The organism is Nocardia sp. NPDC050630 (genome assembly GCF_044457245.1).
Classification (GTDB): Bacteria; Actinomycetota; Actinomycetes; order Mycobacteriales; family Mycobacteriaceae; genus Nocardia.
This window is the reverse complement of record NZ_JBITGN010000005.1, coordinates 366,692-390,381: the sequence shown is the minus strand read 5'-3', so window position 1 is coordinate 390,381 and position 23,690 is coordinate 366,692. Positions and strand designations below refer to the sequence as shown.

Here is a 23,690-nt window from a genome sequence, read left to right as displayed (position 1 = left end):
CGTCGGCGGCGACGCGTGGCGTGATGTGCCTGGTGAGGGGGTATAGGGGCTTTGCTACGCAACCCATGTCGGCGGCGGCGGTATCCGGACAATCGTATGTCCGGTAGTTGGCAAGCAGGTCGCGGAGTGGTTGCGTGAATAGCGTTCGAAGCAAATCGGCTCGGCGATCAGAGGATTGCGATGGCGATTGGTCTTGGTTTGAGCATAGGCACGGTGAACACGGTTTCCGCTCTGGCGGAGGAGGGTTCGGCCAAGGCTCCACCTGGTCGCCGCTCCGCCGTCCACCGCTCGCCCGCTGTCACCCGTCGCACGACCCTCACCTTCGACAGTAACGGAATGGCAAGGGTCGGCATGATTCCGCGGCATGGACGTGCCATCACCGAATTCGCCGATCTTGGTCAACGCAACGCCAAACGGGCCAGGGTCGCGCACCGTGCATTGACTGCGGCCGATCTGATCGCGGTCGTCGCGGACTGTCTGATTGCCGAGGCGCGGCGGGATCGGCAAGCGGTCGGCGCAGAGGTCGTGCTGACGCATCCAGTGGGCTATACCGAGGGCCAAGTGGGCGAGTTGCGTGCGGCGCTGGACGCGATCGGGCTGAGTCAGGTCGCGCTGGTGGCCGAACCCGTCGCGGCGGCCGCCTGGCTCGAGGTCGAGCGCGGGCCGCTGATGCCGGGCCTCGCGCTGGTCTACGACCTAGGTGGAGCCAGCCTGGATATCTCCCTGGTACGAGTAGGCGCGGGCTGTCCGCCCAATCCGATTGTCGGCGAACCGATCCGGTCGTCGGAATTCGGCGGCCGAGCCTTCGGTGCGTTGCTCGCCGCACGGGCTGGAAACGGGACCATGCCCGCCTCCGTCTCCGGTGCGGTCACTGGTAGCACCGCAGATGAATTGCGGGCCAACCATATTCGGTCCTCGCTGAAGTTGGTCTATCGCTGTCTGCGGATGGCGGATGTGACCATGGCCGATGTGGACTGTGTGCTGGTGGTTGGTGGCGCGGCTCGGCCGGTCGAAGTGGCCCAGGTGTTGGCCGGTGAACTGGCGCGTCCGGTTATCACGGCCCCGGATCCGGAGCGCACGATCGCCGATGGTGCCGCCATCATGGCGCGTCACGCCGCCGCCGCGGAAGAGGAGGCGGCCGGACATCACCATCGGCGCAAACCGCGCGGAGTACAGCGCGCAGCGGTGACGCGCGCCCTCATACTTTCCCGGCGTACCAGGCGCCGCTTGACCCGGGTGGCGATCGCGGCAGGGATGTCGGCCGCTGGAGTAGCGCTCGCGCTGGCGCTGCCCGCCGACACGGTGGTCGCGGGATTGTCGCAACTCGGGTTGCGGTAGAGAGGCAGACCCGGCGGCGTACCGCAGCGCCGCCGGGGCTGCCGAATATGCGCCAGGTTGACGTGACTCCTCGTAGGTGTAACTATGGGATACAGTAAATGTGTCTTACGAGGAGAGGCAGTGACGACGATGTCTACAGCCGTGACGCCCGCAGTTGATCCCGAACTCGCGAAGGCGCAGGAGTATGCCGCCAAGCTGCTGCTGCTCTCCGAAGGTTCGGTGAACAAGCACTTCGACCCCTTCGAAGACATCGACTGGGACAATCCGGATTTCGCCGCCGATGCCGGTGCGGAGCGCTGGGTGCTGCCGGTATCAGGTGATGCGCTGGGTCGCCACCCCTGGTACCAGGCGCTGCCGCTGGAGCGGAAGATCGCGATCGGCAAGTACCGCCAAGCCAATGTCGCCAAGGTCGGTCTGCAGTTCGAATCCATCCTGATCAGCGGCATGGTGACGCACAGCTTCGGCCTGCCCAACGGTTCGCCCGAATTCCGCTACTGCTCCCACGAAATGATCGAGGAGCACAACCACACCCTGATGTTCCAGGAGATGGTGAACCGGATCGGCATCGACGTTCCCGGTATGGGCCCGCTCGTGCGCAAATTCAAGTACATCGGCGCGCCGGTGGCCGCGCTGTTCCCGAATCTGTTCTTCATGGCCGTGCTCGCGGGTGAGGAGCCGATAGACCATATTCAGAAGGCGATTCTGCGCTCGGGTGAGGACGTGCATCCGATCATGCGCGGTGTGATGGCGATTCACGTCGCCGAGGAGGCGCGCCACATTTCCTTCGCGCACGAATTCCTCCAGCGGCACGTGCCCGAGAAGAATGCGGCCAATAAGTTGGTGCTCTCGATCGTCATGCCGATCGTGATGTTCATCCTAGGCCGTTCCATCTACACTCCGCCCCGGTCATTCTTCAAGGAGTTCGATATTCCGGACGAGGTGCGCAAGGAGCTGTTCTACGGCTCGAAGCAGGCCAAGCAGGAGTTCAGCGACTTCTTCGGCGATGTGCGCACCCTGGCCAAAGACATCGGCCTGATGAATCCCATCGGCAAGGCGGTCTGGAAGTTGCTGAATATCGACGGCCACACCACCCGCTATCGTTCCGAGCCGCTGCGCTCGGCCAAGGCCGGCTGACGTGCCGTACGTCGTCACGCAGTCCTGCTGCAGCGATGCGTCCTGCGTCTACGCCTGCCCGGTCAACTGCATCCATCCCACGCCCGACGAACCGGATTTTCTGACGGCGGAGATGCTGTATGTCGACCCGCAGGCGTGCGTGGACTGCGGCGCGTGCGCGAGTGCGTGCCCGGTCGATGCCATCACATCGTCGAAGAAGCTGACCGACGAGCAGAAGCCGTTCATCGAGATCAATGCCGACTTCTATCGGCAGGCGCGCCCGCGGCCGCTGCTGGCGAAGCCGGTGCCAGCGGCCGAGATCCACACCGAGCGTCAGCCGCTGCGGGTGGCCATCGTCGGATCCGGCCCCTCGGCGATGTACGCGGCCGATGAATTATTGACCCAGCCCGACGTCACTGTGACGGTCTTCGACCGACTTTCGTTACCCCACGGACTCGCCAGATACGGTGTCGCGCCGGACCATGCCAAAACCCGCCAGGTGAATAAGCTCTTCGATATCATCTCGGCGCAGACCGGTTTCGACTCGTACCTGAATGTCGAAGTGGGCAAGCATATTTCGCATGCGGAGCTGCTCATGCACTTCCATGCGGTGATCTACGCGGTCGGTGCGTCCTCGGATCGTAAGCTGGATATTCCCGGGGAGGGATTGGCGGGCAATGTATCCGCCACCGACTTCGTCGCCTGGTACAACGGGCATCCGGATCACGCCGAGCGAGCCTTCGATCTGTCGCAGCGTCGGGCCGTAATAGTCGGCAATGGCAATGTGGCGCTGGATGTGGCGCGCATTCTTGCGAGTGATCCGGAAGCGTTGGCGGGCACCGATATCGCGCCCCGTGCGCTGCGGGCGCTGCGGGAGAGCAAGATCGAGGAAGTGGTGGTGCTCGGTCGGCGCGGTCCGCTCGAATCCGCCTTCACCGTACCGGAATTCGTCGGACTGCTCGGCGCGGGTGTCGATATCGCCGTGGAAGGTGCACTGCCTGCGGTGACCGAGGAACTGCCGTATCAGATCGAGCAGAAGCTACGGCTGCTGCACAGCGTTGCCGAGCGGCCGTTCGGGGCGCGCAAGCGGATCGTCTTCCGGTATCTGTCCGCACCGACCGCGATTCTCGGCACGGACGAGGTCACCGGTATCGAGGTGAGCCGCAACGAACTCGTCACCGATCCGGATGGTCGCGTCCGTGCGGTGACGACGGGGGAGACCGAGCGGTTGGATGCCGGGTTGGTGCTCACGTCGGTGGGTTATCGCGGTATTGCTCTGCCCGGCTTGCCATTCGACGAGCAGGCCGCCGTCATCCCGAACCTGAACGGTCGGGTGCTGGAACAATCCGGTGGCGCGGTGCTGCCCGGGACGTATGTCACCGGCTGGATCAAGCGCGGTCCCACCGGCTTCATCGGCACCAACAAATCCTGTGCGCAGGAGACGGTTCGGCAGTTGGCCGATGATTTCAATGCCGGTCGGTTGCGTGAACCCGCCGGTAGTGCAACAGATTTCGACCATCTGGTGCACCGTCGGCGACCCTCGGTCGTGGCTCGGCGGACCGCGGCGCGAACTGGTATCGTGCGCCGTCTGCTCGCCCGCGCCTGAGCGGCGCACGCGCGCCCATGTCTCATTCGGGCCGTGTAACGGATTTCGCCCCCCACCGACATGGTGGTTGCGCGGTAGGGTCCGTGACGACGGTCGGCACCTCGGCGCACGGCGACGCGATGAGGGCGAATGCCGGACCGAGGTGCCGATTGGCGATTATTTGGCGGTGAACCCACCGTCGATCGCGAGTGCCGCGCCGGTGATGAAGCTGGCCTCATCGCTCAGCAGATAGGCGCAGAACGAGGCGATCTCCTGCGGGGTGCTGATCCGGCCGAGCGGATGCAGTGCGGCGATGGCCGCTTCACCCTCGGGCGTCGCGCCCATCGAGTTGCGGAAAGCTGGCGTGTCGACCGCGCCTGAGACCAGCGCGTTGACGCGAACGCCCTGTTCGGCGGCCTCCAGCGCCACCGCACGAGTCAGCCCGACGACACCGTGTTTGGCTGCCACATACGGTGCCACCGAACCCATGCCGACCACACCGAGGTTCGAGGCGTTGTTGAGGATCGCGCCGCCGCCCGAGGCGACAAGGGCAGGAACCTGGTGGCGCAGACCGTAGAACACGCTGGTCAGATTGAGTTCGAGATCGGCGCGCCACCCCGCATCGTCGATCTGCTCGACCGGGCCGAAGGCGTTGACGGCGCCCGCATTGTTGAATGCCGCGTCCAGACGGCCGTATTCGGTGAGTGCCGCCTGCGTCAGTCGGGCTACCTCGTCCTCGATGGTGACATCGGTCGGTATGAAGATCGCCCGCCCGCCCGCCGCGCGGATATCGGCGGCGACCTGCTCGCCCGCGTCTTTGCCACGAGCGCCGAGCACCACTGCCGCGCCTTCGCCTGCCACTCGTACGGCCACCGCCTTGCCGACACCCGAGCTGGCCCCGGTGATGAGCACGACCTTGTCCGCGAAACGTGTAGACATCGTTGCCGAATTCCCTTCTGGTCCTGTCAATTTCATGGTCCGATGCGATCGCACGGGACGCTGGTTCGTCCGTGCGCTCGCTCATCGCCGAATCCAGTCAAGTGGTTGGGAAGTCGTAGCGCTGGCGGAAATCAGCCGTAGCGTTTGATGTGTCACGTTCCTATGTCGGCATGCTCGTACTATGAAATTTGGAGCTATGGCAACGATTTGGTTACCGACCAGTCGGTGTGGGTTGTCGGTTCTGGGCGATTCTCTTCCGTAGGGTGGATCGGAGGATCGAATCGAGTTACTGCGAGGTAGCGGAATCTGGCTTATCGCAGCGGAATCGGGCCTTCGGTCGCGAAACGCCGAACGTCTAGGGGTCTGGATGAATCTTTCTCACGCGATCTAGCTGGGAATTTGACGCATGGTCAACGGAAGCCAAACGTTTCATATCAATTCGACATCCGAATCGATCCGGTAGCAGCTAACCTGTGGGTGCTGTTTGGGAAGCGACCGCGGCCACACGGATCTCCTGTGTGATGGACGTGGTCTCGGTGCGTTGACGGGATAGCGAATGACTACAGGTCTGGGTTTCAGCATCGGTTCAGTGAACTCCGTTTCCGCCATGGTGACCGGCGAGCGACCGTTGTCGTCGGTGCGGACGCGCCGTACGGCGGTGACCTTCGACAGTGCTGGCGGCATCCGAATCGGGGGAATCCCCCAATTCGACATGGCGGTAACGGATTTCGCTGATCTGGCGCGCGACCCGGAGTCGGTCGTCGTGGGCGGACGACTCTGGTCGCCCGCGAACCTGGTCGCTGCCGTGGTGAACGGCCTGCTCGAATCCTTCCCACCGACCGCGGGAGCCGTGGCCACCTATCCCGCATGCTATTCCGATAAGCAGCTGTCTCTGCTGCAGCAGGCCTTGAATCTGGCCGGTGCCGCCGATGTGCTGCTCATGCCCGAACCCGTCGCCGCCGCGGAGTGGCTCGAACGGGAACGCGGACCGCTGGAGTCGGGATTCGTGCTGGTGTACGACCTCGGTGGGTCAAGCCTCGATGTGTCGATGGTCCGGGTCGGGTCCGACTGGGAGGATCATCCGATCGTCGGAAAGTCCGTGCGCTCGTATGATTTCGGCGGTCGGCCGCTCGGTTCGATGATCGCGCGCTATGCCCGGGTCGCCGATCCCGGCGACAACGGGTCGATGCTGCAGATGACCTCGATTGTCGATATCACGAGTATGCGTGACCAGCACATCCGGGATTCGCTCGATGTGGTGCACGAATGTGTGGAATCGACAGGGCGGTGCCTATCCGATATCAGCTGCATCCTGCTGGTCGGCGGCGCCACCCGTCCGGTCGAGGTCGCGCGTACCCTCGCTGAACTCGGTCGACCGGTGGTGATGTCGTCCGATCCGGGCCAGACCGTCGCCGTCGGCGCCGCCAGCTATGCGGCCCGCACCTTTGCCCCGCTCGCAACCGGCGGACGGCATCGAGCACCGAAGGTCGCCGTATTCTCCAGTGCCGCCGTGGCTTCCGCGGTCGCGGTATCTGCCGTCACAGTATTCGGCGGTCCGAATATTTCGCCGATGCCGTCCCTGGTGGATGCCTCACCGGGCATCTTCCCGATGGACAATTTTCTGTTCGAGCCTGATGTCGAGGCGCTCGCCGAGGCCGGTTCCGCGGCTGTCGGCTGGGCTACCACGGCGGCGGGCTTCGGCTCTTCCGGGCGCCCGGCATACGGGATCGCGCCCGTAGTCCATACAACGCCTCTCGGGCCATCGATCGGTCCATCCGTCGCCGAGGCGCATGGTGGCCGTCACAACGAATCACCGGGTCGAACAGCGCATTCCGGTGGCGTCACCTATGCCAACCCGGCGCAATTCCTGAATCCCTTGCCCTTCATCCGAACTCCGAAGGTGCCCCCCACCGAACTCGTCATTGGCACGCCTGTTCCGAGCGTCAGCCTTCCGGGTTCGGTTCCCGCCCCTGCTAATTCGGCGCCCCCGGGCACCGGGACGAGCCCGGGCACCGCAACTCCGGCAACCGGCGGTACCTCGACTGGTGACGGTGCGCCAGGTACGACGACGGGCGAAACATCCATCGGGACGGGCGGTCCCACCTCGGGCGGCAGCGGGCCCGGCGGCGCGGGTAATGCATCCGGTGGTTCGGTTTTGGGCACCAGCGGTTCGACGGCTGGGGATTCCACGAGTGGCGGTTCGTCGGACAGTACCTCTGGTGGTTCGACAAGTACTGGCACTTCAGGTGGTGCTACCGGTGGCGGTACCTCGGGTGGTTCCGCGAATGGTGGTGGCTCGGGCGCGAATGGTGGTGGTGCTTCGGATGGTTCGGCTTCCGGCACCAGCGGTTCGACGGCTGGGGATTCGACGGGCGGCGGTTCGTCGGACAGTACCTCTGGTGGTTCGACAAGTACTGGCACTTCAGGTGGTGCTACCGGTGGGGGTACCTCGGGTGGTTCCGCGAATGGTGGTGGCTCGGGTTCGACCGGCGGTCACTCCTCGGGTGCTTCGGACACGACTGGTGGTGGTGCCTCGGTTGGCTCCACGAATGGCGGTGCCTTGGGAGGCGCGGCGAGCGGTGGTGCCTCAGTTGGTTCGACTGGTGGTGGTACGTCAGGCGGTTCGACGAGCGGCGGCACGCTCGGCGGTTCGATCGGAGGGGCCTCCGGCATCGGAAAGCCGTCCGGCGGAACCACGTCCGCCGGAAGTGGTTTCGGTGGCACCTCATCCGGCGGTATCTCCTCACACGGTTCCGGCGGCTTCGGCGGTGGCGGTGCCCGCAGGTAGTCCGCGGTAGGGCTCCTCGGGCCCCCGCAGCGCCTCCCCAGCGCGGAGGTGCGCTGCGAACTGCGATCGTTCACTGAGCGCGGGCCTAGGAGGCTGATATGGCATTTCGTGCCGAGGCCCTTGGGTGGATCAGTGTGTGGCGGCTGCGGTGGGCCGGGCCTGTCAGTGGTCTGCGAGCTCGAGCGGTGGGGCAGCGTCTGCGAATGATCACTGGGCAGCTTCGGCGCTGAGTGAAAGCCGCTGGTCGGCAGAGTTATTGGGCCCGCGGCGGACTGCCACGTGCCGTGTGGATCCGGCCCGATTTATCGGGTCCGCACTTCTCGAGGCACTCGTGCGGGGCGGGAGTTCGGTGAAGATGTCCGGATGTTGACGTGCCGGGGTATCGGCGTGGGGTGGGGCACATTCGGACCGGTCGAATTTCGGTGACGCTGAGTGCCATAGCGATGCACAATGAGTTGGTGGTACACGGGGGACCTCAGCTTATTGCGCTGGATGTCGATGGAACGTTGCTGCAGACGGGATCGCCGGTCAGTGAACGGGTGATCGATGCGGTGCGTGCGGCAGTGGGGGCGGGGGCGCATGTGGTCGTGACCACCGGGCGGACATTGATGACGACACGGCCTGTACTGCGCGAGCTCGGCCTGGTCGACGGACATGCGTTGTGTTCCAACGGCGCGGTGCACATCGATGTGGCGAAGGGGGAGCCGGTGGCGGTGCAGAGCTTCGATCCGGGCCCCGCGGTCGCCGCCTTGCGCGCGCTGTTTCCGGAGATGATCTTCGCGGTGGAGAAGGTCGGCATCGGTACCTGGGCGACGGGGGCGAGTCCGAGTGAATTCTCGATCGGCGAATACGTTCTCGTCGATCACGGCGCTTTGAGCAGCGAGCCGACCCCGCGACTAAACGGCTGGTTGCCCGACGGTTCCCTGGAAGAGATGAGGCGCCTGCTCACCCGACTGCGGGTACCCGATGCGAGCTGGGTGCACGGCGAATTCGGCCCGTGGCTTACTGTTTCGCGCCGCGGCGTCTCCAAGGGTTGGGCCTTGGAGAGGCTACGCACCGCACTCCGCATCCCCCGCGCCGCCACCCTCGCCATCGGCGACGGCTACAACGACCGCGAAATGCTGCGGTGGGCAGGACATTCCGTAGCAATGGCGAATGCCCCGAACGAGGTCCGCACCTGGGCCGACGAAGTCGCCGATGATGTCGCCGAAGACGGCGTCGCCAAAATACTGGAACGTTGGTTCGTCCACTGACCCGGACCGATGATCACTATGCGTTGGTAGTGGCAAACATCGAGAGACACCTCAACCGAAGCATGGTAAGCATCGCGATGGGGGAAGTTCACCAGCGGACACCTCAACCAACGCATTCTCTGGCAAGGAAGCCTTGGGTGGGTGGAGGACGGCGAGCACTTCCGCCACCATTGCCTGCGTCAGAGCAAAGCGCGCCTCGGGAGACGTCGGTATGTGCGGAAAACCTCGAGGGCATCGCAGCCGCGAACACTCCGCCATCGCATCTCGGGTAACGCGGAGACAGTGCTTCAGGAGCGGCTGAGGATCTCCAGGTAGTGGGGGTTCTGCATGATGCCGAGGATATTGCCGAAGGGATCGACCACTGATGCGGTGATGAAGCCGTCGCCGCGTGGGGTGATCGGTTCGTATTCCTTGGCTCCGAGGGCGAGCAGACGGTCGAAGCTTGTCTGCACATCATCGACATGCCAGTGCAGGATGGACCCGCCGGGCGCGTTCTGTGCACCAGCGGGGGCGAATTGGCGGTTGATGATTCCGAGTTCGTGCTGGTAGTCGCCGATGCGGAATTCGTAGTAGCCGCCGGGCACCGTGTAGTACGGGGCGTAGCCGAGCAGGTCGGTGTACCAGTCCTTCGCGGCCTCGAGATCATCGGCATAGAACGAAACGGTGGCCATTCCTCGCAACATCTTGGTCTCCTCTGATCGGGGTTTGTGTGATCTATCTTTGCGTTCAAAGTGCTCACCGAATGAGCACTTTTTTCGACAGAATTGTGCTCATGCGAGCAGACCGATTGGTGGCGACCCTTTTGCTGATGCAGTCCCGCGGACGCGTGACGGCTGCCGAGATCGCCGCCGAACTCGAGGTTTCGGTCGCGACCGCGCGTCGCGACCTGGAGGCCCTCTCGGCCGCGGGAGTTCCGGTCTATCCGCAGCCCGGCCGTGGTGGCGGCTGGTCGCTGGTCGGCGGTGCGCGCACGGATCTCAGTGGCCTCACCGAACCCGAGGCGCGGGCGCTGTTCCTACTGGCCGGACCGTCCGCGAGCGCGGTACCCGAGGTCAAATCGGCGCTGCGCAAACTGGTGCGCGCCCTCCCACAGACGTTCCGCACCGATGCGCAGGCCGCTGCCGACGCGATCGTGATAGATCCCGCGCGCTGGGGCGAGCGCGATCAAGCGCGGCCGAAGCTCGTCGAATTGTTGCAGCGCGCGGTGGTCGAGCGCCGCAAGGTGCGGCTGACATATGCACGGGCGGGAGAGCGCATCCGGCGCGTCGTCGCCCCATGGGGCCTGGTCGACAAGGATGCCATTTGGTATCTCATCGCAGAAACCGATCGCGGCAGGCGCACCTTCCGCGTCGACCGCATTGTCGATGCCGCGATAACGGACGAAATCGCGCACCGCCCAGCCGATTTCGATCTGACTACGGCCTGGGAGGAGGTCGTCGACGAGGTCGAACAACGTCGTGCCGCGACATCGGCCACCGCACTCATCGCGTCGCAACTACTTCCGATTCTGTGCAAGCAGCAGGGACGACACTGTGTGGTGGACGGGCCGGTCGCCGATGGACGCGTCCAGGTCCGCATTACCGCACCGACGCCGCGCATGATCGCCCAACAATTGGCGGGCTGGGGTGCCGAAATCGAGGTGCTGGCACCGCGATCCGTGCAGTCGGAGTTGGCCGTGCTCGGCGCCGAACTGGTCGATCGATACGGCGAGTGACCGCCCCGCACATCGAATCCGGCGGCTCGATTCGTGCACCGCGACTGATCGTGCTGTGTGCTTCGGAGAAGACCACTGGGCCGCGCCCGAGCAGACGCGGCCCAGTGCCGGTTCCGATCAGTGTGCGGGTTCGAGAAGCAGCCCGTGCAGCGCGCGCACTATTTCGGTGGCCAGCACCGCATGCCCGCTCATCGTGAAGTGGATGAGATCGGCGCTCATCAGATCCGGTCGCAGCCGCAGCGGATGGTCCCATAACTCCACCAGCACGGCGTCGTATCGCGCGGCCAGCTCCCGGGTGATGTCGTTGAGCGCCGCCATCCGTTCCCGCATCGGGCGCATCGCCGCCATCCGATCCACCTCCCACACATCGGCGAGGGTGAAGGTGCCGACCTGTGCCCCGCTGCGGGCCAGCGCGCCGAAGATCGCGTCGAGATTCGCGCGCAACTCGTCGAGATCGCCGCCGGGAGCGAACAGATCGTTTCCGCCGCAGCTGATGTACACCAGGTCCGGCGTGAAATCGAGCACCTGTGGCAGCTGGTCGGCGCGCACCTGCGCGGATGTCGCGCCGATCCGGCCGGTATTCAGATACGCCAGAGCGGGATTCGCCGCCGTCAATACCGTGGCCACGCGATCGGCCCATCCTACGGTGTCGTATCCGGGACTCGGATCGCCGACGCCCTGGGCGATCGAATCGCCGAGTACCGCATAGCGCTGCCAGGGGGCGTCGGCGAGCAATTCGAGTGCGGCGCTGCTCGACAGCAGCATCGGGTCGTTGGCTTCGGTGCGAATATCGTTGGGTATCACGGTGACTCCTAGCTCTGGGCGGAAGGGACGCGCGCCGGAATCGCGATGACCAATGCGGACGCGACACCGACGCCCGCACAAACGGCGAACAGCGTGTGGAAAGCGGCCAGTGCGTCATCGGCATTGGCGGCGAATACCGCGGCAAGCACCGCGACGCCGAGCGCACCGCCCACCTGCCTGGCCGTCAAATTCATGCCGATCCCGGCCGCAAAGCGCTGCGGCGGAAGCGAACTCGCCGCCGCGGTGCCGAGCAGCGTCACAACAATCCCGACGCCACCGCCGCCGAATAGCCCGGCCGGCACCCACGCCGACCACAGCGCCGGTGTCGGCCCGAAGGCGTCGGTGCTCATCCACACATTGGTGCCGGTGTACATCAGCGCCCCGAGGACACCGAGCCAGCGCCGAGTGCTCGCCGCCGTGACGCGACCGGCGATCGTGGCGGTCACCATCGAAGACACCGCGCCCACCGTCAGTGCGGCCGCCGAACCGAGCACCGAGTACTGCCAGATCGCATCGAGGAACAGCGGTCCGGCGAGCAGCCAGGCGAACATGGTCGCACCGAATACGAACGAGGCGGCATTGGCCAGTGCATATGGCCTGCTCTGCCACAACTCGACGGCGATGGCCGGATTGTGGTGCCGTGCGGAGCGAACCAACGCGGCCAGGATCAGCAGCGCGCCGACGCCGAGCGCGGCGAGTGTGCCCGGCGCGGTCCAGCCCCACTCCTGCCCCTCGGTGACTCCGGCGACGACACCGCCGAGTCCCAGAGCGATGGCGATGGTCCCGATCGGGTCGGGTAGCACACTGCCGGGTTGGCGGGTGTCCGGCACCGGAATGCGCAAGCCAGGCGCGATCAGCACGATCGCCACCGGGATATTGATGACGAATACCGCCCGCCAGCCGAATGTCTCGACCAGCGCGCCGCCGATAGCCGGTCCGACCACGGCCGCGAAACCGCCTGCCGCAGACCAGGCTCCGATGGCGGCGCCGATCTTCTCCCGCGGCGTAACGGTGAGGACGAGGCCGAGCGCGGACGGCACCATCAGCGCTGCCGTCGCACCTTGCAGCAGGCGTCCGGCAATGAGCCAACCCGCGGTGGGGGCGAGGCCGCACAGCAGGGATGTCATGGCGAAACCGACCAGTGCGATGAGGAACAGCCGGCGTCGTCCGAGGGTGTCGGCGAAGCGGCCCGCCGGGGTGAGCAGTGCGGCGAAGGCGATGGCATATCCGCTTACTACCCAGGTCAGCGTGGTCGTCGCGGTGCCGGGGAAGTCGCGGGCGATCGAGGGGAAGGCGATATTGACGACGGACAGGTCCAGGAAGGCGATGAACGCCGCGCCACAGGCGATGACAAGCGTGCGCACGGCGGCCTTCGAGGTCGGCGGACTATCGGTCCGCACGGACACTTCGGTCATGAGGGCAATCCTTCGGGTGGGGCGAATTTAAACGTACGACCGTTCGTGCAATAAAAGTACGACCGTACGTTCGTATTTGCAACCCGGAAGTGGAAGAATGACGCCATGGCAGAGTCGACAAGCACCGCGCAGGACACCGATCAGCGCCTAGCCAAGGGGGCTCGCTCCCGGGCCGCGATTGCCAGACATGCCGCCGACGTGGCCTCCATCGAGGGGCTGACGGGCTTGAGCATCGGCCGTCTCGCGACCGATCTCGGTATCAGCAAAAGCGGCATAGCCACCCTCTTCGGCACCAAGGAAGCACTGCAGGTCGCCGCGGTGAAGGTGGCCCGTGAGGCCTTTGTCGAACGGGTGATCGCGCCGAGCATGACCGAACCGCGCGGCCTACCACGCCTGCGCGCGATCATGGACCGCTGGTTCGACCACATCACCGAGCCGACATTCCCTGGTGGCTGCTTCCGCGTGGCCACCATCGCCGAATTCGACAGCAAACCCGGCCCCGTCCGCGATGCCATCGCCGAGGATCACAGCGAATGGCTCGACTTCTTGGCCAAGCAGATTCGGCACGCTCAGGAACAGGGCGATCTCACCGGCCGCGATGCCGACGCCGTGGCCTTCGAATTCGACGCGGTGATCAGCGCGGCCAATACCGCCCGTCAGATGGGTGATGAGCGCGGTGTCGCCACCGCGTATGCCATCGTGAACGGGCTGCTGCTGGGCTGAGATCCCCTGCGGTGCAACCGTTTCAGCGATACTTAGGTGTCGCGGTTCAGCACCTGTGCTGGATCAGCCGAAGCGGGTGCCTTGAATCGCGGCAAGTCGGTGACGAGCTCGGAAGGCTGAGGACTTGTTCGCAATACTGTGCCGTCGGGACGGACGAGGGCACAGTGCCAGCGCCCGAGCCAGCGTCGCAGGTCGGTCCGAGCGATAACGATGACCCCGCCGCGTTGTTCGATTTCGCGGCGCTGTGCCGGTGTCGGTTGGACAGCGGTGATGATCACGAAACGGCCCGCCGCGATATCGTCGAAACGACGTCCGTCGATAAGTGCGTTCGGGACGAGTTTGCCCGCCAGGCCTCGGCAAAAGCGATGCGCCGCCACAAGTTCGGATCGGTGCAGCGGCGGCGTCTGCCCATTGGTGAGCAGTTCGGCGAAGCCTGGCAGCCGGTGCAACCGCGGCGCGATGAGTCGGCGCAGCAGATTGCCGAATTCGCCGCCGTCGGTCATGGCCCTTCCGGTGAACTTGGCGAGCCGAATCATCGCGTGCGCGTGCGGTTTGCGTTCGATTTCGTAGGTGTCGAGTACGGTCGCGGGCAGATCTGCGGTAAGGACGCCCGCGAGCTTCCAGGCGAGGTTGACCGCATCGCGTAGTCCAGCGCCCATGCCCTGCCCGATGAACGGTGGGGTCAGGTGGGCGGCGTCGCCGAGCAGGAAGATTCGGCCGCGACGCCAGCGGTCGGCGAGCTGGGCGCGGAAGGTGTACTCCGCGACTCGCACGAGCCGCAGCTCCTCGGAGGGAGAGTTCCCGGTCCACGGCGCGATCAGTGGGCGCAGGCTCGTCGAATCGCCGTAATCCGCCGCGGTTTCACCAGGACCGAGTCGGAATTCCCAGCGGTAACGAGTCGTTCCGATCCGCATATAGGTCGCGGCCCGAACAGGGTCGCAAACCTGGTGTACGCCTTCCCATTCTCCGAAATCGGCAGTTGTATCCACATCGACGACGAGCCAGCGCTGCGCGAAGTTCAGGTCGCGCAGCGTGGCACCGATCGCGGAGCGGACCACGCTGTTGGCGCCGTCGCAGCCGAGCGCATAATCGGCCAGGACCGACTCGACGGCACCGGTGACACGGTCGGTGAAATCGACACGCACGCCGTCGTTTTCCTGTGTCACGCCGACTACCTCGACATTGCCGCGAAGGCTGATGCCGGGATACCGGCGCATATTCGCGCGCAGTATTGCTTCGAACTCCGGTTGGTCGAATAGGTTCGCCTCCGGGTAGCCGTTGGCTCCGCCCGCCGGATCGCGATCGAATTGAGCGAGTACGCGCATGTCCGGATCGATCAATCGCAGGCCGAGCGCGGGGCGCGAGATCGCGTCGAAGTCTGCGCCGACGCCGAGACGTGCCAGGATCCGTCGGATTTCGCCGTCGAGATGGACCGCCCGTGGCTGCGGGTATATGCCGTCCCAGCGTTCCAGCACCAGGGTTTCGATGCCGTACTGGGCCAGTAGTGTCGCCGCGGTGAGGCCCGTGGGGCCCGCACCGACAACGACCACAGGAACCGAGTTCACCGGCTCGCTCCACTCACGAGATTCATTGCCGGACCGCGACTTTCCAGCGGATGGCATACCGGCCGAGCACCTCGGCTACGCCACTCTCGACGGCGGGGTCCACGTCGACGGTCGCGACGATCGCGCCGTCTTCTACTGCCGCCGTGACGGCCCGCACTCCGGCGACTTGCGCTAGTGCGTCCTGCAGTTCGCGTCGAGTCGCATCGGCGCGCAGCCCGAGCTTGTACGGCTTACCGACATCGGTAATGGGCAAAGCATCGAGGACCACAACGGATTTCGGCAGTGCGGCTCGTTCGGGGACCTGCTCACTCGCCCAGGCGAGTAGTTCGGATTCAGTGACATCAGCACCAGCTCCGAGCGTCACATAGGCGACAGGTACTTCACCGGCGTGGACATCGGGGCGTCCCACCGCACTGGCGGCGGTCACCTGCGGATGTGTCAGTAGGGCGTCCTCGATCAGCGCCGGGTCGATATTGTGCCCGCCACGGATGATGAGATCCTTGGCGCGGCCGTGCAGGTGGATGAAACCGTCCGCATCGATGTGCGCTAGGTCGCCGGTATCGAGCCAGCCGTCGACCGTGGTGCCGAGTCCGTCGAGGATGTGGCCGTGCTCATCGCGGCCGGTCACATAACCGGCGAAAATTGTTGGGCCACTGATCTCGAGCACTCCGATCACGCCGGCTGGCAGCGGCTGCCGGTCACCCGCACGAACGACACGCACCTGCTGATAGGGCATCCGCTGCCCGACCGCACCCGGGCGCGGAACATCCGGATAGCTGCGGGCGGTCGCGAAAGTAGCCTCGGTGAGTCCATAGCCTTCGACCAGGGTGACATCGGTGTGCGACTGGAAGTTCGCCCGCACCGCGGACGGCAGCGGTGACGCGCCGACCATCGCGTAGCGCAGACTGCTGATATCGGCGTCGACGGGGCATTGCGTGAGCACCGCATAAATGGTGGGCACCGCACTCATCGCGGCAATGCGATAGTGCGCCACGATCTTCCAGAATTCGCCGTACAGCGCGAGATCGCGGTAGCCGAGTGGTCCGGCCCACACCACCGGCTGTCCCTTGAACAGTGGCGCGAGCAGCGTCACCACCAGGGCATTGACATGGAACAGAGGGAGTGCGGCGAAGATCGTCGCATCCGCGTCGAGCAGGGAGTTGGCGGCGATCATCCACGCATTGGCGATCTCGCCGGAGTGGGTGTGCGCGGCGAGTTTCGGTACGCCGGTGGTGCCGCCGGTGTGGAACAGTGCGGCCAGATCGTCGGATACCGGGAGCGGCCCGGCGAATCTGTCCGAATCATCATTGGCGGCAAGCTCATCCAGATAGCCGATGTGCACCCCGCCGATCACCGGCAGCGGGTGCGGCTCGGCGGCGCCGGTGGGACGCAGCACCAGTACGACTTCGAGTAGTCCGTCATGTGCCAGCTCGAGCGCGGATTCCCAGGTGTCGGTGGCGAGTTCGGGGCCCGCCACGATCAGCACGCTGGCGCCGGAGCGCCGCAGCAGCTCCGGGATGTGCCGACCGGACATCGCACCATTGATCGGTGCGGCGATGCCGGCCAGCTGCGCGGCGAGCGTCGCGGGAATCAACTCCGCGCAGTTGGGCGACATCAATGCGACCGCGTCCGCGCGCCGGATGCCGAGCCGGTGCAACAGATTCGCATAGCGGTGCACGTCGGCTAGGAGCTCGGAGTAACTGCGCCGCAATGGCTCTCGCCACCGAGCCGCCTCCGGAAGTATGGTGAGCGCGTTTCGATCGGGCCAGAGTTCGCTGGCCCGGACCAGCAGTGCGTAGGTCGATTCCGGCAGGCCGCGTTCGGCCAGTGGCACGGATTCGATTTCGGCCAGGTCGCTAGGTCCCGAGTAGCGCGGCCACAGCAGGTCCACTGTCGTCATTTTCACCGCGCGTACCGCACAACCGTGCGCTGGCGACCCAAATCGATCGCGCCGTCATCGGTGGCCACGGTAGCCTCGACGACATCGCCGTCGCGCAGATACTTCGGATTCTTGGCCTGACCTTTGAAGAACAGCTTCCACTTCGTCGCTGCCGGGAGCAGCGAGGCAATGATCTCGACCGGTTTCGGCGGGGCGCTGATGGCGGTGCCGATGGGGGTACCGGTGAGCAGCAGATCACCGGCATCGAGCCGCTGGAACCGGGTCAGCGCCCGCAGCGTCTCGACGGGGGTGTAGATCATATCGGCGACCGTCATGTCCTGGCGCACTTCCCCATTGACCCACAGTCGCAACCGCAGATCGACGAATCGCTTCAGCTCGTCGGCGTCCAGCAGCACCAGCGCCGGACCGACAGGTGTGAAGGTCGGATACGACTTCGCCTCGTAGAACTGGGTTTTCGGTAACTGGACATCGCGTGCCGAAACATCATTGGTCACAACGAGTCCGGCGACGTACTCGGCGATTTTGTCGGCGCTGATGGTGGTCCCGACCGGCATCTCCTTACCGAAGACCAGTCCGATCTCGACTTCGTAATCCAGAAGTCGCACATGCGCGGGTCGGATGACATCGTCGAGCGGGCCGCTGATCGAACCGGAGGATTTGCGGAAGAACGTCAACGGCACGGTTGCCGGATCTGCGCCCGAATCCCGCACGTGGGACGCGAAATTCGTCATCTGTGCGACCACCCGGCACGGCGCGGTCACCGGTGACACCAGCGCGAGGCTTTCAATAGGGACGCTCTCGGTATTCGATGCGGCCGCCGTCAGCGCCCGCCGGTCGGCGAGCAACTGACCGGTGGTGGTCGCCGCGGTATCCACCCGCGCGGCCCCCGTCGGCGTCGACACCCACCAGGCGTCGGCGGTTCGGAGAACGGAAATACTCATGAATTGGCAACTTTCAGTAGACCGCGCAGGCGGTGTAGGTCGAATTCGTTGTCCGCGCGCAGCGCGTCGACTATGCCGCGCAGTTCGCGAACCGAGTCCCGGCCGGGTTTGAGGCCGAGGAAGTCCTTGGTGGCGGGCGGTCCCCATTGGGCCAGCCCGGATGCCGTCATCGGCGCCCAACCGGGCTCCAGCGTGGAGTCGAACACGTCACCATCGCTGAAGTGCTCGACCATGAATCCGTCCGGATCGCGCCAGTAGTCGAAGATCTGGCTGCCCTGGATATGTCTGCCGATGCCCCAGGACCGCTGGTAACCGTGGTCGAGCAGGTATTCCCCGCCTGCGGCCAGGACATCGAGGTCGGCGACCTGATAGGCGGAGTGCACGTACCGGTTGACTGGGCCGAGCACCAGCGCGAGCGTGTGATGGTCGGCGGGGGTGCGGCCGCGGTCGCAACGGATGAAGCTCATGATCGGGCCGCGGTCGCGTTGTTTCGGGTAGTAGAGGAAATCACTGACGATCAGGCCCAGGTGTTTCAGATACCAGTCGAGCGTCTGCCGGTAGCGGGTCGTCTGCACCACCACATGCCCGAGCCGCTGCACCTTCGCCGGTTCCCGTGGTGGGCGTTGGGTCAGGTTCCTGCGCGGCGTTTCGTGACCGAAATTGAAAGTGTGCGGCTGCTGGGCGGGCAGGGCGGCGAGCGCAGGGGTATCGGCGACCACCCGCACCCGCGATCCGCTTGGGTCAGGTAGATCGACGGCGACGCCACCGATGCTCTCCGGCAGTGGTACCGGCTCGGATCCGGTGGCTTGCGCGAGCCGGAGCAGGTCCGTCGAGCCTGCCGCTTGGAATGCGGGGCCGATGAACCTCGACCGGCTGCCCCGCCGGATCACCACACACGGCGCACCCGGGTCCGTGCCACGCAACTGCAGTTCATCCGCGGTGCGCAGCACGGTCGTGAAACCGAACGCACAAGCGAAGATTTCGGCGGCCGCCAAGTCGGGCTTCTCGAACTCCAGCCATGCCAGGTCGTGCACCTTGATGATCGGATTCCTGGCCCGCCCTGGATGCTCTCCTGTTTCGGCGCCGAACTCGCTGTGCAGACCCGTATGCGGGTCGTGCTGGTCGATCATCGGCCTCTCCCTTCACTGACTGAATATATCGTCACTTACGAGCAAGTATTCAGTCAAGAAGTATTGAGGAATTCGTCATTACTGACTCGAGGGTTAGGATGGTCGGATGGACCAGGGAGAGGTGATGAGCGAGCAAACCGGTACCGAACCCAATCGTTTGGAGCGGCGCAAGGCGCGCACCCGGGCGGCGCTGGTCAGCGCCGCCCAGTCCTTCCTCGCCGCCGGGAAGCCGAATGTGCCGATCCTGGAGATCACCCAGGCCGCCGATGTCGGGATGGGGTCGTTCTACAACCACTTCGAAAGTCGCGAGGATCTGTTCCGCGCCGCGATCGAGGAGGCGCTCGATCGGCACGGCTCAACCCTCGACATGCTGACCGAGGGGATGGAAGATCCCGCGCATATCTTCGCGCAAAGCTTCCGGTTGACCGGGCGTCTGCACCGCAGAAGTCCCACGTTGAGCAAGGTGCTGCTCAATCATGGTCTGGCCCTGGTCAGTTCCACCAAGGGCCTCGCGCCTCGCGCGCGCCGCGATATCGAGGCCGCGGTTCGCGCGGGACGGTTCCGGGTCCGCGATGTGGAACTCGCCATGACCATTGTCGCCGGTGCCTCGCTATGCCTGGGGCAACTCCTGCACGACAATCCGGACCGCGACGATGCCGCGGCCGCGGACGAGGTCACCGAGGATCTGCTGCGCATGTTCGGCATTTCCGCGGACGAGGCGCGCGAGATCTGCGCACGGCCCTTGCCGTCGATCGATGCGTTGCCGGACACAGCGGCCTGAAGCCTCGAAGCCGCAGCCATCGCGCTAGAAAAGCCCTCCCGCATTGATATCGGCTGCCCATCGGCACCCACGCCCGAAAGCTGGTGCGGCGCGACCGCGAATTCGAAACGTCCACGCCGGAAAGAGGGTTCCGCAGCCGCCGCGCACGTTGTGGTGCTCCAGAACAGGGTGCGCGCGCCCGCGCGCTGCAAGGTGGCCGCGGTCGTCGGCCCGGCATTGCTCGCGCCGATAAGGTGGCCGCGGTCATCAGCCCGGCATTGCCGCGCCGATGACGATGGCGTCGTAATCAGTTACGCCTGCGTCGCCGCACGCTGCAACTGCTCGGTGGCCTCGGCCTTGATTCGCTCGAACTGCTCACCCATTCGTGCGGCCAACGCCTGCGCGGCCGAGAGTGGACGCACCATCACCATGAAGTCGTCGATCTTGCCGTGCTCGTCGAAATGCAGGAAGTCACAGCCGGTGAGCTGCTTGCCGTCGACGGTGGCCTCGAAGACGAAGGCGTGGTCGCGGCCATTCGCGTCGGCGATCTCGCGGACATAGTGGAAGTCCTCGAAGACACCGATGACGGCGCGCAGAATGGCCGCGGTGATCGCCTTGCCCGGATACGGCTTGAACCCGACCGGGCTCGTGAACACCACATCGTCGGCCAGCAGTGCCTCGATAGCGGCTTCGTCCCGGGTCTCCACGGCTGCTCGGAAGGGGTGCATCGCTCCGCCTCTCATAGTCAATTATTTGTCTATAAGATTCGAACAATATCCGCGTACCTTGGTTGATGTCCAGAGATGCTTAGACAAAAATGTGAATATTCAGCGAGAGTGCTAGCCTGAGCGGATGGCGTTACGTGACGCGGTGCTCGCGGCTCTGCTGGAAGGGGAGGCGTCCGGTTATGACCTGGCCAAAGGCTTCGACGCCTCGGTGGCCAACTTCTGGATGGCTACGCCCCAGCAATTGTACAAGGAACTCGAACGGATGGCCGCCGACGGTCTGATCGAGACCCGAGTCGTGCAGCAGGAGCGTCGACCGAACAAGCGGCTACACGCCATCACTGCGGCAGGGCGGGCCGCATTGCATACGTTCATCGCCGAGCCCGCCAAGCCGACCGCTGTTCGCGACGAGTTGATGGTCAAGGTGCAGGGCATGGATACCGACGATGCGCCGACCGTGCGTGCCGCGGTGGCCGAGAAGCTGGAATGGTGCAAGGCGAAACTGGCCCGCTACGAACGCCTGCGCGCCCGCCTACTCGACGGACGCAGCGAGCATGCGTACCTGGCCGAGGCCGAGCGCATCGGTCCCTACCTGACGTTGCTGCGCGGAATCTCCTTCGAGGAGGAGAACATTCGCTGGGCGGAGTTCGCGCTGGCCGCCATCGATAGGCGTACCTGAGGCGTTGAGTCGTTCATAGTCGCTCGTCCGAACGGAACTGCTCGCAGACCGTTCGGGGGAAGATCAGGCAGAGACCCTCGATGCAGCGGTGAGTGCGGTGTCGTAACGGTCCCAAACTATTTCGGACAATGCCGTATCCGGCCCGATGACTTGCGCATGCGCCACATCGGGCGCGGCGGCCAGCAGACGATCGGTGAGCAGCCCGGGCGCGAGGAACCACGGCGCGACGAGCACCTCTTCGGCACCCCGAGCGCGCAGACGCGAGATCGCCTGGGTGATAGAAGGTTCGGTGGTCGCGAAGCATATCTCGGTAAGCCAGCCGGTCATCCCCGCGAGTTGTCGCGCAACCTCGCCGGTCCGCGCATTCGCCGCCGCCGATGCCGCCCCAACCGCCGCAACGACGACTCCCAGCGGCCCTCTGTCACCCGCGGGTCCCAGCGGGCGCATGTCACCCGTGGGTTCCAGCGCGGCCAGTGTGCGGTCGCGCAGGGTAGTGATGAGTCGCGGGTCCGATCCGAGAACATCGGCTTGGGTCAGCCCGAGTTGCGGGTGCGCGGTGCGGGCGGCGGCGAGCAATCCGGGGAGATCGACTCGCGCGTGGTATGCGCTGCCGAGCAGCAGCGGTGCTACGACGGCATGCCTATGTCCCTGCGCGGCAACGGCATGCACGACCTGCTCTACCGATGGCGCATTCAGATCGAGGAATGCGAGCCGCACATCGATATTCGGTCGCGCGGCGGCGATATCGGCGACGACCGCCGACATGGTCGCGGCCGAGCGCGGATCACGACTGCCGTGCGCCACCGCGATGAGTGCCGGTCTCGGTTGCGCATATCCGCTGATCGGCGTAACGCGAACAGGCCCGAACATCGGTCTATTCGGTCCGCGCCCCTGATCCGCCAACCGTTCCAGTTCCGCCCACATGGATCCACCCGGCAGCTGCGCCACCGAGCCGATACCACCGGGCGAATTCACCTCAGACTCCGACCTCGACCGCGGTCAGCACGTCACCGACCAGACCGGCGGCGAGAGTATTGCCACCCGCCGGATCGATGAGTAGGAAGCTGCCGGTGTGCCGGTTGACGCGGTAGTCGTCGGCCGCGATCGGCTCGGCGACGCGCACCGAGATGCGACCGATATCGTTGAGCGCCAACGACTCCGGGCTCGGCTCGGCGGTCAGGTTCTGCTCGTCGAACCGCTCGACGATAGCCCCGACGATCGCCTGAGTGGTCCGGGTGCCGTGCTTGAGCAGCAGGCGCGCGCCGGGACGCAGCGGCTTATCGCCGAGCCAGCAGACGGTCGCGTCGAAGGTGTCGATCGGTTCCGGCGCATCGGCGGGGGAGGCGATGATGTCACCGCGCGAGATGTCCACATCGTCGGTCAGGATCAGCGTGACGCTGCGGCCGACCTGTGCGACGGCGAGCTCACCATCTGGCGTATCGACGCGCTCGACGGTGGAGCGAATACCCGAGGGCAGCACTACGATTTCGTCGCCGGGCGAGACCGAGCCCGCCGCGATCTGGCCCGCGTAGCCCCGGTAGTCCGGGTATTCGGCGGTGCGGGGGCGGATTACGTACTGCACCGGGAAGCGCAGGCCGATGGCGTGTGCGCCCGAACTGTCGGCATCCACCGGCACCGATTCGAGGTGCTCGATCAGCGAAGGTCCGTCGTAGTACGGGGTGTTCGCCGAGCGCGAGGCGATATTGTCACCGTGCAGTGCGGAGACCGGAATCTCGAGCACATCCTCGGCGGCCCAGCCGAGTGTGCTGGTGAGGGTATTGAATTCGGCCGAAATCGCGGCGAATACGGTCGCCGGATCATCGACCAGGTCGATCTTGTTCACCGCGAGCACCAGCTTCGGCACGCCGAGCAGTGCGAGTACCGCGGCATGGCGACGGGTCTGCTCGATGACGCCCTTGCGCGCGTCCACGAGCAGGATCACCAGCTGCGCGGTGGACGCACCGGAGACGGTATTGCGCGTGTACTGCACATGCCCGGGGGTATCCGCGAGCACGAAAGACCGCTTGGGCGTTGCGAAGTAACGGTAGGCGACATCGATGGTGATGCCCTGCTCGCGTTCCGCGCGCAGCCCGTCCACGAGCAGCGAAAGATCTGGCGTGGCAAGACCCTTGTCCACCGACGCGCGGGTGACGGCGTCGATCTGGTCGGCCAGTACGGATTTCGTATCGTAGAGCAGGCGTCCGACCAGGGTGGACTTACCGTCGTCGACAGAACCGGCGGTGGCCAGCCTCAATAGGTCGGACATATCAGAAATATCCCTCTCGTTTGCGGTCTTGCATCGCGGCCTCCGACACTCG

The 23,690-nt window shown here is 65.3% G+C and carries 20 protein-coding genes; 9 read left to right on the top strand and 11 right to left on the bottom strand.

What is annotated here, in order from left to right:
- Nucleotides 1-213 precede the first annotated feature (213 nt).
- The 3 genes from ACIBG0_RS16695 (at nucleotide 214) to ACIBG0_RS16685 (ending at nucleotide 4,057) form a co-directional block, all read left to right on the top strand.
- Nucleotides 214-1,338 (top strand): Hsp70 family protein, encoded by a 1,125-nt coding sequence (locus ACIBG0_RS16695; RefSeq protein ID WP_397033290.1) that lies wholly within the window; start codon nucleotides 214-216, stop codon nucleotides 1,336-1,338.
- Between the two features lie 129 nt (nucleotides 1,339-1,467).
- Entirely contained in the window at nucleotides 1,468-2,472 is a 1,005-nt protein-coding gene (locus tag ACIBG0_RS16690) for a diiron oxygenase (protein WP_397033288.1), read from the top strand.
- A gap of 1 nt (nucleotide 2,473) precedes the next feature.
- Nucleotides 2,474-4,057 carry an FAD-dependent oxidoreductase gene (locus ACIBG0_RS16685; RefSeq protein WP_397033287.1) on the top strand — a complete coding sequence of 528 codons (1,584 nt, stop codon included), beginning with the start codon at nucleotides 2,474-2,476 and terminating at the stop codon, nucleotides 4,055-4,057.
- Nucleotides 4,058-4,213: 156 nt separating this feature from the next.
- On the opposite strand, the gene ACIBG0_RS16680 is transcribed toward ACIBG0_RS16685, so the two are convergent.
- Nucleotides 4,214-4,975 (bottom strand): SDR family NAD(P)-dependent oxidoreductase, encoded by a 762-nt coding sequence (locus ACIBG0_RS16680; protein WP_397033285.1) that lies wholly within the window; start codon nucleotides 4,973-4,975, stop codon nucleotides 4,214-4,216.
- Nucleotides 4,976-5,564: 589 nt separating this feature from the next.
- Between ACIBG0_RS16680 and ACIBG0_RS16675 the strand changes: the two genes are divergently transcribed.
- Complete coding sequence (locus ACIBG0_RS16675) at nucleotides 5,565-7,763, top strand: Hsp70 family protein (protein ID WP_397033283.1); 2,199 nt, start codon at nucleotides 5,565-5,567, stop codon at nucleotides 7,761-7,763.
- Between the two features lie 443 nt (nucleotides 7,764-8,206).
- The gene (locus ACIBG0_RS16670) at nucleotides 8,207-9,016 is read left to right on the top strand and encodes an HAD family hydrolase (RefSeq protein ID WP_397033282.1); all 810 of its coding nucleotides are present in this window, start codon (nucleotides 8,207-8,209) and stop codon (nucleotides 9,014-9,016) included.
- A gap of 287 nt (nucleotides 9,017-9,303) precedes the next feature.
- Here the strand turns inward: ACIBG0_RS16670 and ACIBG0_RS16665 are convergent, their stop codons facing one another.
- The gene (locus ACIBG0_RS16665; RefSeq protein ID WP_397033281.1) at nucleotides 9,304-9,699 is read right to left on the bottom strand and encodes a VOC family protein; all 396 of its coding nucleotides are present in this window, start codon (nucleotides 9,697-9,699) and stop codon (nucleotides 9,304-9,306) included.
- Between the two features lie 89 nt (nucleotides 9,700-9,788).
- Here ACIBG0_RS16665 and ACIBG0_RS16660 point away from each other — a divergent pair, with 89 nt between their 5' ends.
- Nucleotides 9,789-10,730, top strand: a complete 942-nt coding sequence (locus tag ACIBG0_RS16660) for a helix-turn-helix transcriptional regulator (RefSeq protein WP_397033279.1) — start codon at nucleotides 9,789-9,791, stop codon at nucleotides 10,728-10,730.
- Nucleotides 10,731-10,847: 117 nt separating this feature from the next.
- On the opposite strand, the gene ACIBG0_RS16655 is transcribed toward ACIBG0_RS16660, so the two are convergent.
- Nucleotides 10,848-11,534, bottom strand: coding sequence for an SGNH/GDSL hydrolase family protein (locus ACIBG0_RS16655; protein ID WP_397033277.1), 687 nt, complete (start codon nucleotides 11,532-11,534; stop codon nucleotides 10,848-10,850).
- Between the two features lie 8 nt (nucleotides 11,535-11,542).
- Nucleotides 11,543-12,949, bottom strand: a complete 1,407-nt coding sequence (locus ACIBG0_RS16650) for an MFS transporter (protein WP_397033276.1) — start codon at nucleotides 12,947-12,949, stop codon at nucleotides 11,543-11,545.
- Nucleotides 12,950-13,054: 105 nt separating this feature from the next.
- On the opposite strand from ACIBG0_RS16650, the gene ACIBG0_RS16645 reads away from it, so the two are divergent.
- The gene (locus tag ACIBG0_RS16645) at nucleotides 13,055-13,672 is read left to right on the top strand and encodes a TetR/AcrR family transcriptional regulator (RefSeq protein ID WP_397033274.1); all 618 of its coding nucleotides are present in this window, start codon (nucleotides 13,055-13,057) and stop codon (nucleotides 13,670-13,672) included.
- Between the two features lie 32 nt (nucleotides 13,673-13,704).
- On the opposite strand, the gene ACIBG0_RS16640 is transcribed toward ACIBG0_RS16645, so the two are convergent.
- Genes ACIBG0_RS16640 through ACIBG0_RS16625 form a run of 4 tightly spaced genes read right to left on the bottom strand, consistent with a single transcriptional unit; the run spans nucleotide 13,705 to nucleotide 19,208 of the window.
- Nucleotides 13,705-15,294, bottom strand: coding sequence for a bifunctional 3-(3-hydroxy-phenyl)propionate/3-hydroxycinnamic acid hydroxylase (locus tag ACIBG0_RS16640; RefSeq protein ID WP_397033272.1), 1,590 nt, complete (start codon nucleotides 15,292-15,294; stop codon nucleotides 13,705-13,707).
- Nucleotides 15,260-17,137 carry an acyl-CoA synthetase gene (locus ACIBG0_RS16635; protein WP_397033270.1) on the bottom strand — a complete coding sequence of 626 codons (1,878 nt, stop codon included), beginning with the start codon at nucleotides 17,135-17,137 and terminating at the stop codon, nucleotides 15,260-15,262. Before ACIBG0_RS16635 ends, ACIBG0_RS16640 begins: the two co-directional genes overlap by 35 nt.
- 2 nt (nucleotides 17,138-17,139) lie before the next feature.
- The gene (locus tag ACIBG0_RS16630) at nucleotides 17,140-18,078 is read right to left on the bottom strand and encodes a fumarylacetoacetate hydrolase family protein (protein WP_397033268.1); all 939 of its coding nucleotides are present in this window, start codon (nucleotides 18,076-18,078) and stop codon (nucleotides 17,140-17,142) included.
- Nucleotides 18,075-19,208 (bottom strand): VOC family protein, encoded by a 1,134-nt coding sequence (locus ACIBG0_RS16625; protein ID WP_397033266.1) that lies wholly within the window; start codon nucleotides 19,206-19,208, stop codon nucleotides 18,075-18,077. The genes ACIBG0_RS16630 and ACIBG0_RS16625 overlap by 4 nt, the downstream gene beginning before the upstream one ends.
- Before the next feature lie 124 nt (nucleotides 19,209-19,332).
- Here ACIBG0_RS16625 and ACIBG0_RS16620 point away from each other — a divergent pair, with 124 nt between their 5' ends.
- Complete coding sequence (locus ACIBG0_RS16620; protein ID WP_397033264.1) at nucleotides 19,333-19,989, top strand: TetR/AcrR family transcriptional regulator; 657 nt, start codon at nucleotides 19,333-19,335, stop codon at nucleotides 19,987-19,989.
- A gap of 290 nt (nucleotides 19,990-20,279) precedes the next feature.
- Here the strand turns inward: ACIBG0_RS16620 and ACIBG0_RS16615 are convergent, their stop codons facing one another.
- Complete coding sequence (locus tag ACIBG0_RS16615; RefSeq protein WP_397033263.1) at nucleotides 20,280-20,696, bottom strand: nuclear transport factor 2 family protein; 417 nt, start codon at nucleotides 20,694-20,696, stop codon at nucleotides 20,280-20,282.
- Nucleotides 20,697-20,820: 124 nt separating this feature from the next.
- Between ACIBG0_RS16615 and ACIBG0_RS16610 the strand changes: the two genes are divergently transcribed.
- A complete protein-coding gene (locus ACIBG0_RS16610; protein WP_397033261.1) occupies nucleotides 20,821-21,372 on the top strand; it encodes a PadR family transcriptional regulator in 552 nt (183 codons plus the stop codon).
- A 63-nt stretch (nucleotides 21,373-21,435) separates the two neighbouring features.
- Here the strand turns inward: ACIBG0_RS16610 and ACIBG0_RS16605 are convergent, their stop codons facing one another.
- Nucleotides 21,436-22,242, bottom strand: coding sequence for a sirohydrochlorin chelatase (locus tag ACIBG0_RS16605; RefSeq protein ID WP_397033418.1), 807 nt, complete (start codon nucleotides 22,240-22,242; stop codon nucleotides 21,436-21,438).
- Nucleotides 22,243-22,348: 106 nt separating this feature from the next.
- Nucleotides 22,349-23,638, bottom strand: a complete 1,290-nt coding sequence (locus ACIBG0_RS16600; RefSeq protein ID WP_397033259.1) for a sulfate adenylyltransferase subunit 1 — start codon at nucleotides 23,636-23,638, stop codon at nucleotides 22,349-22,351.
- Between the last annotated feature and the right edge of the window lie 52 nt (nucleotides 23,639-23,690).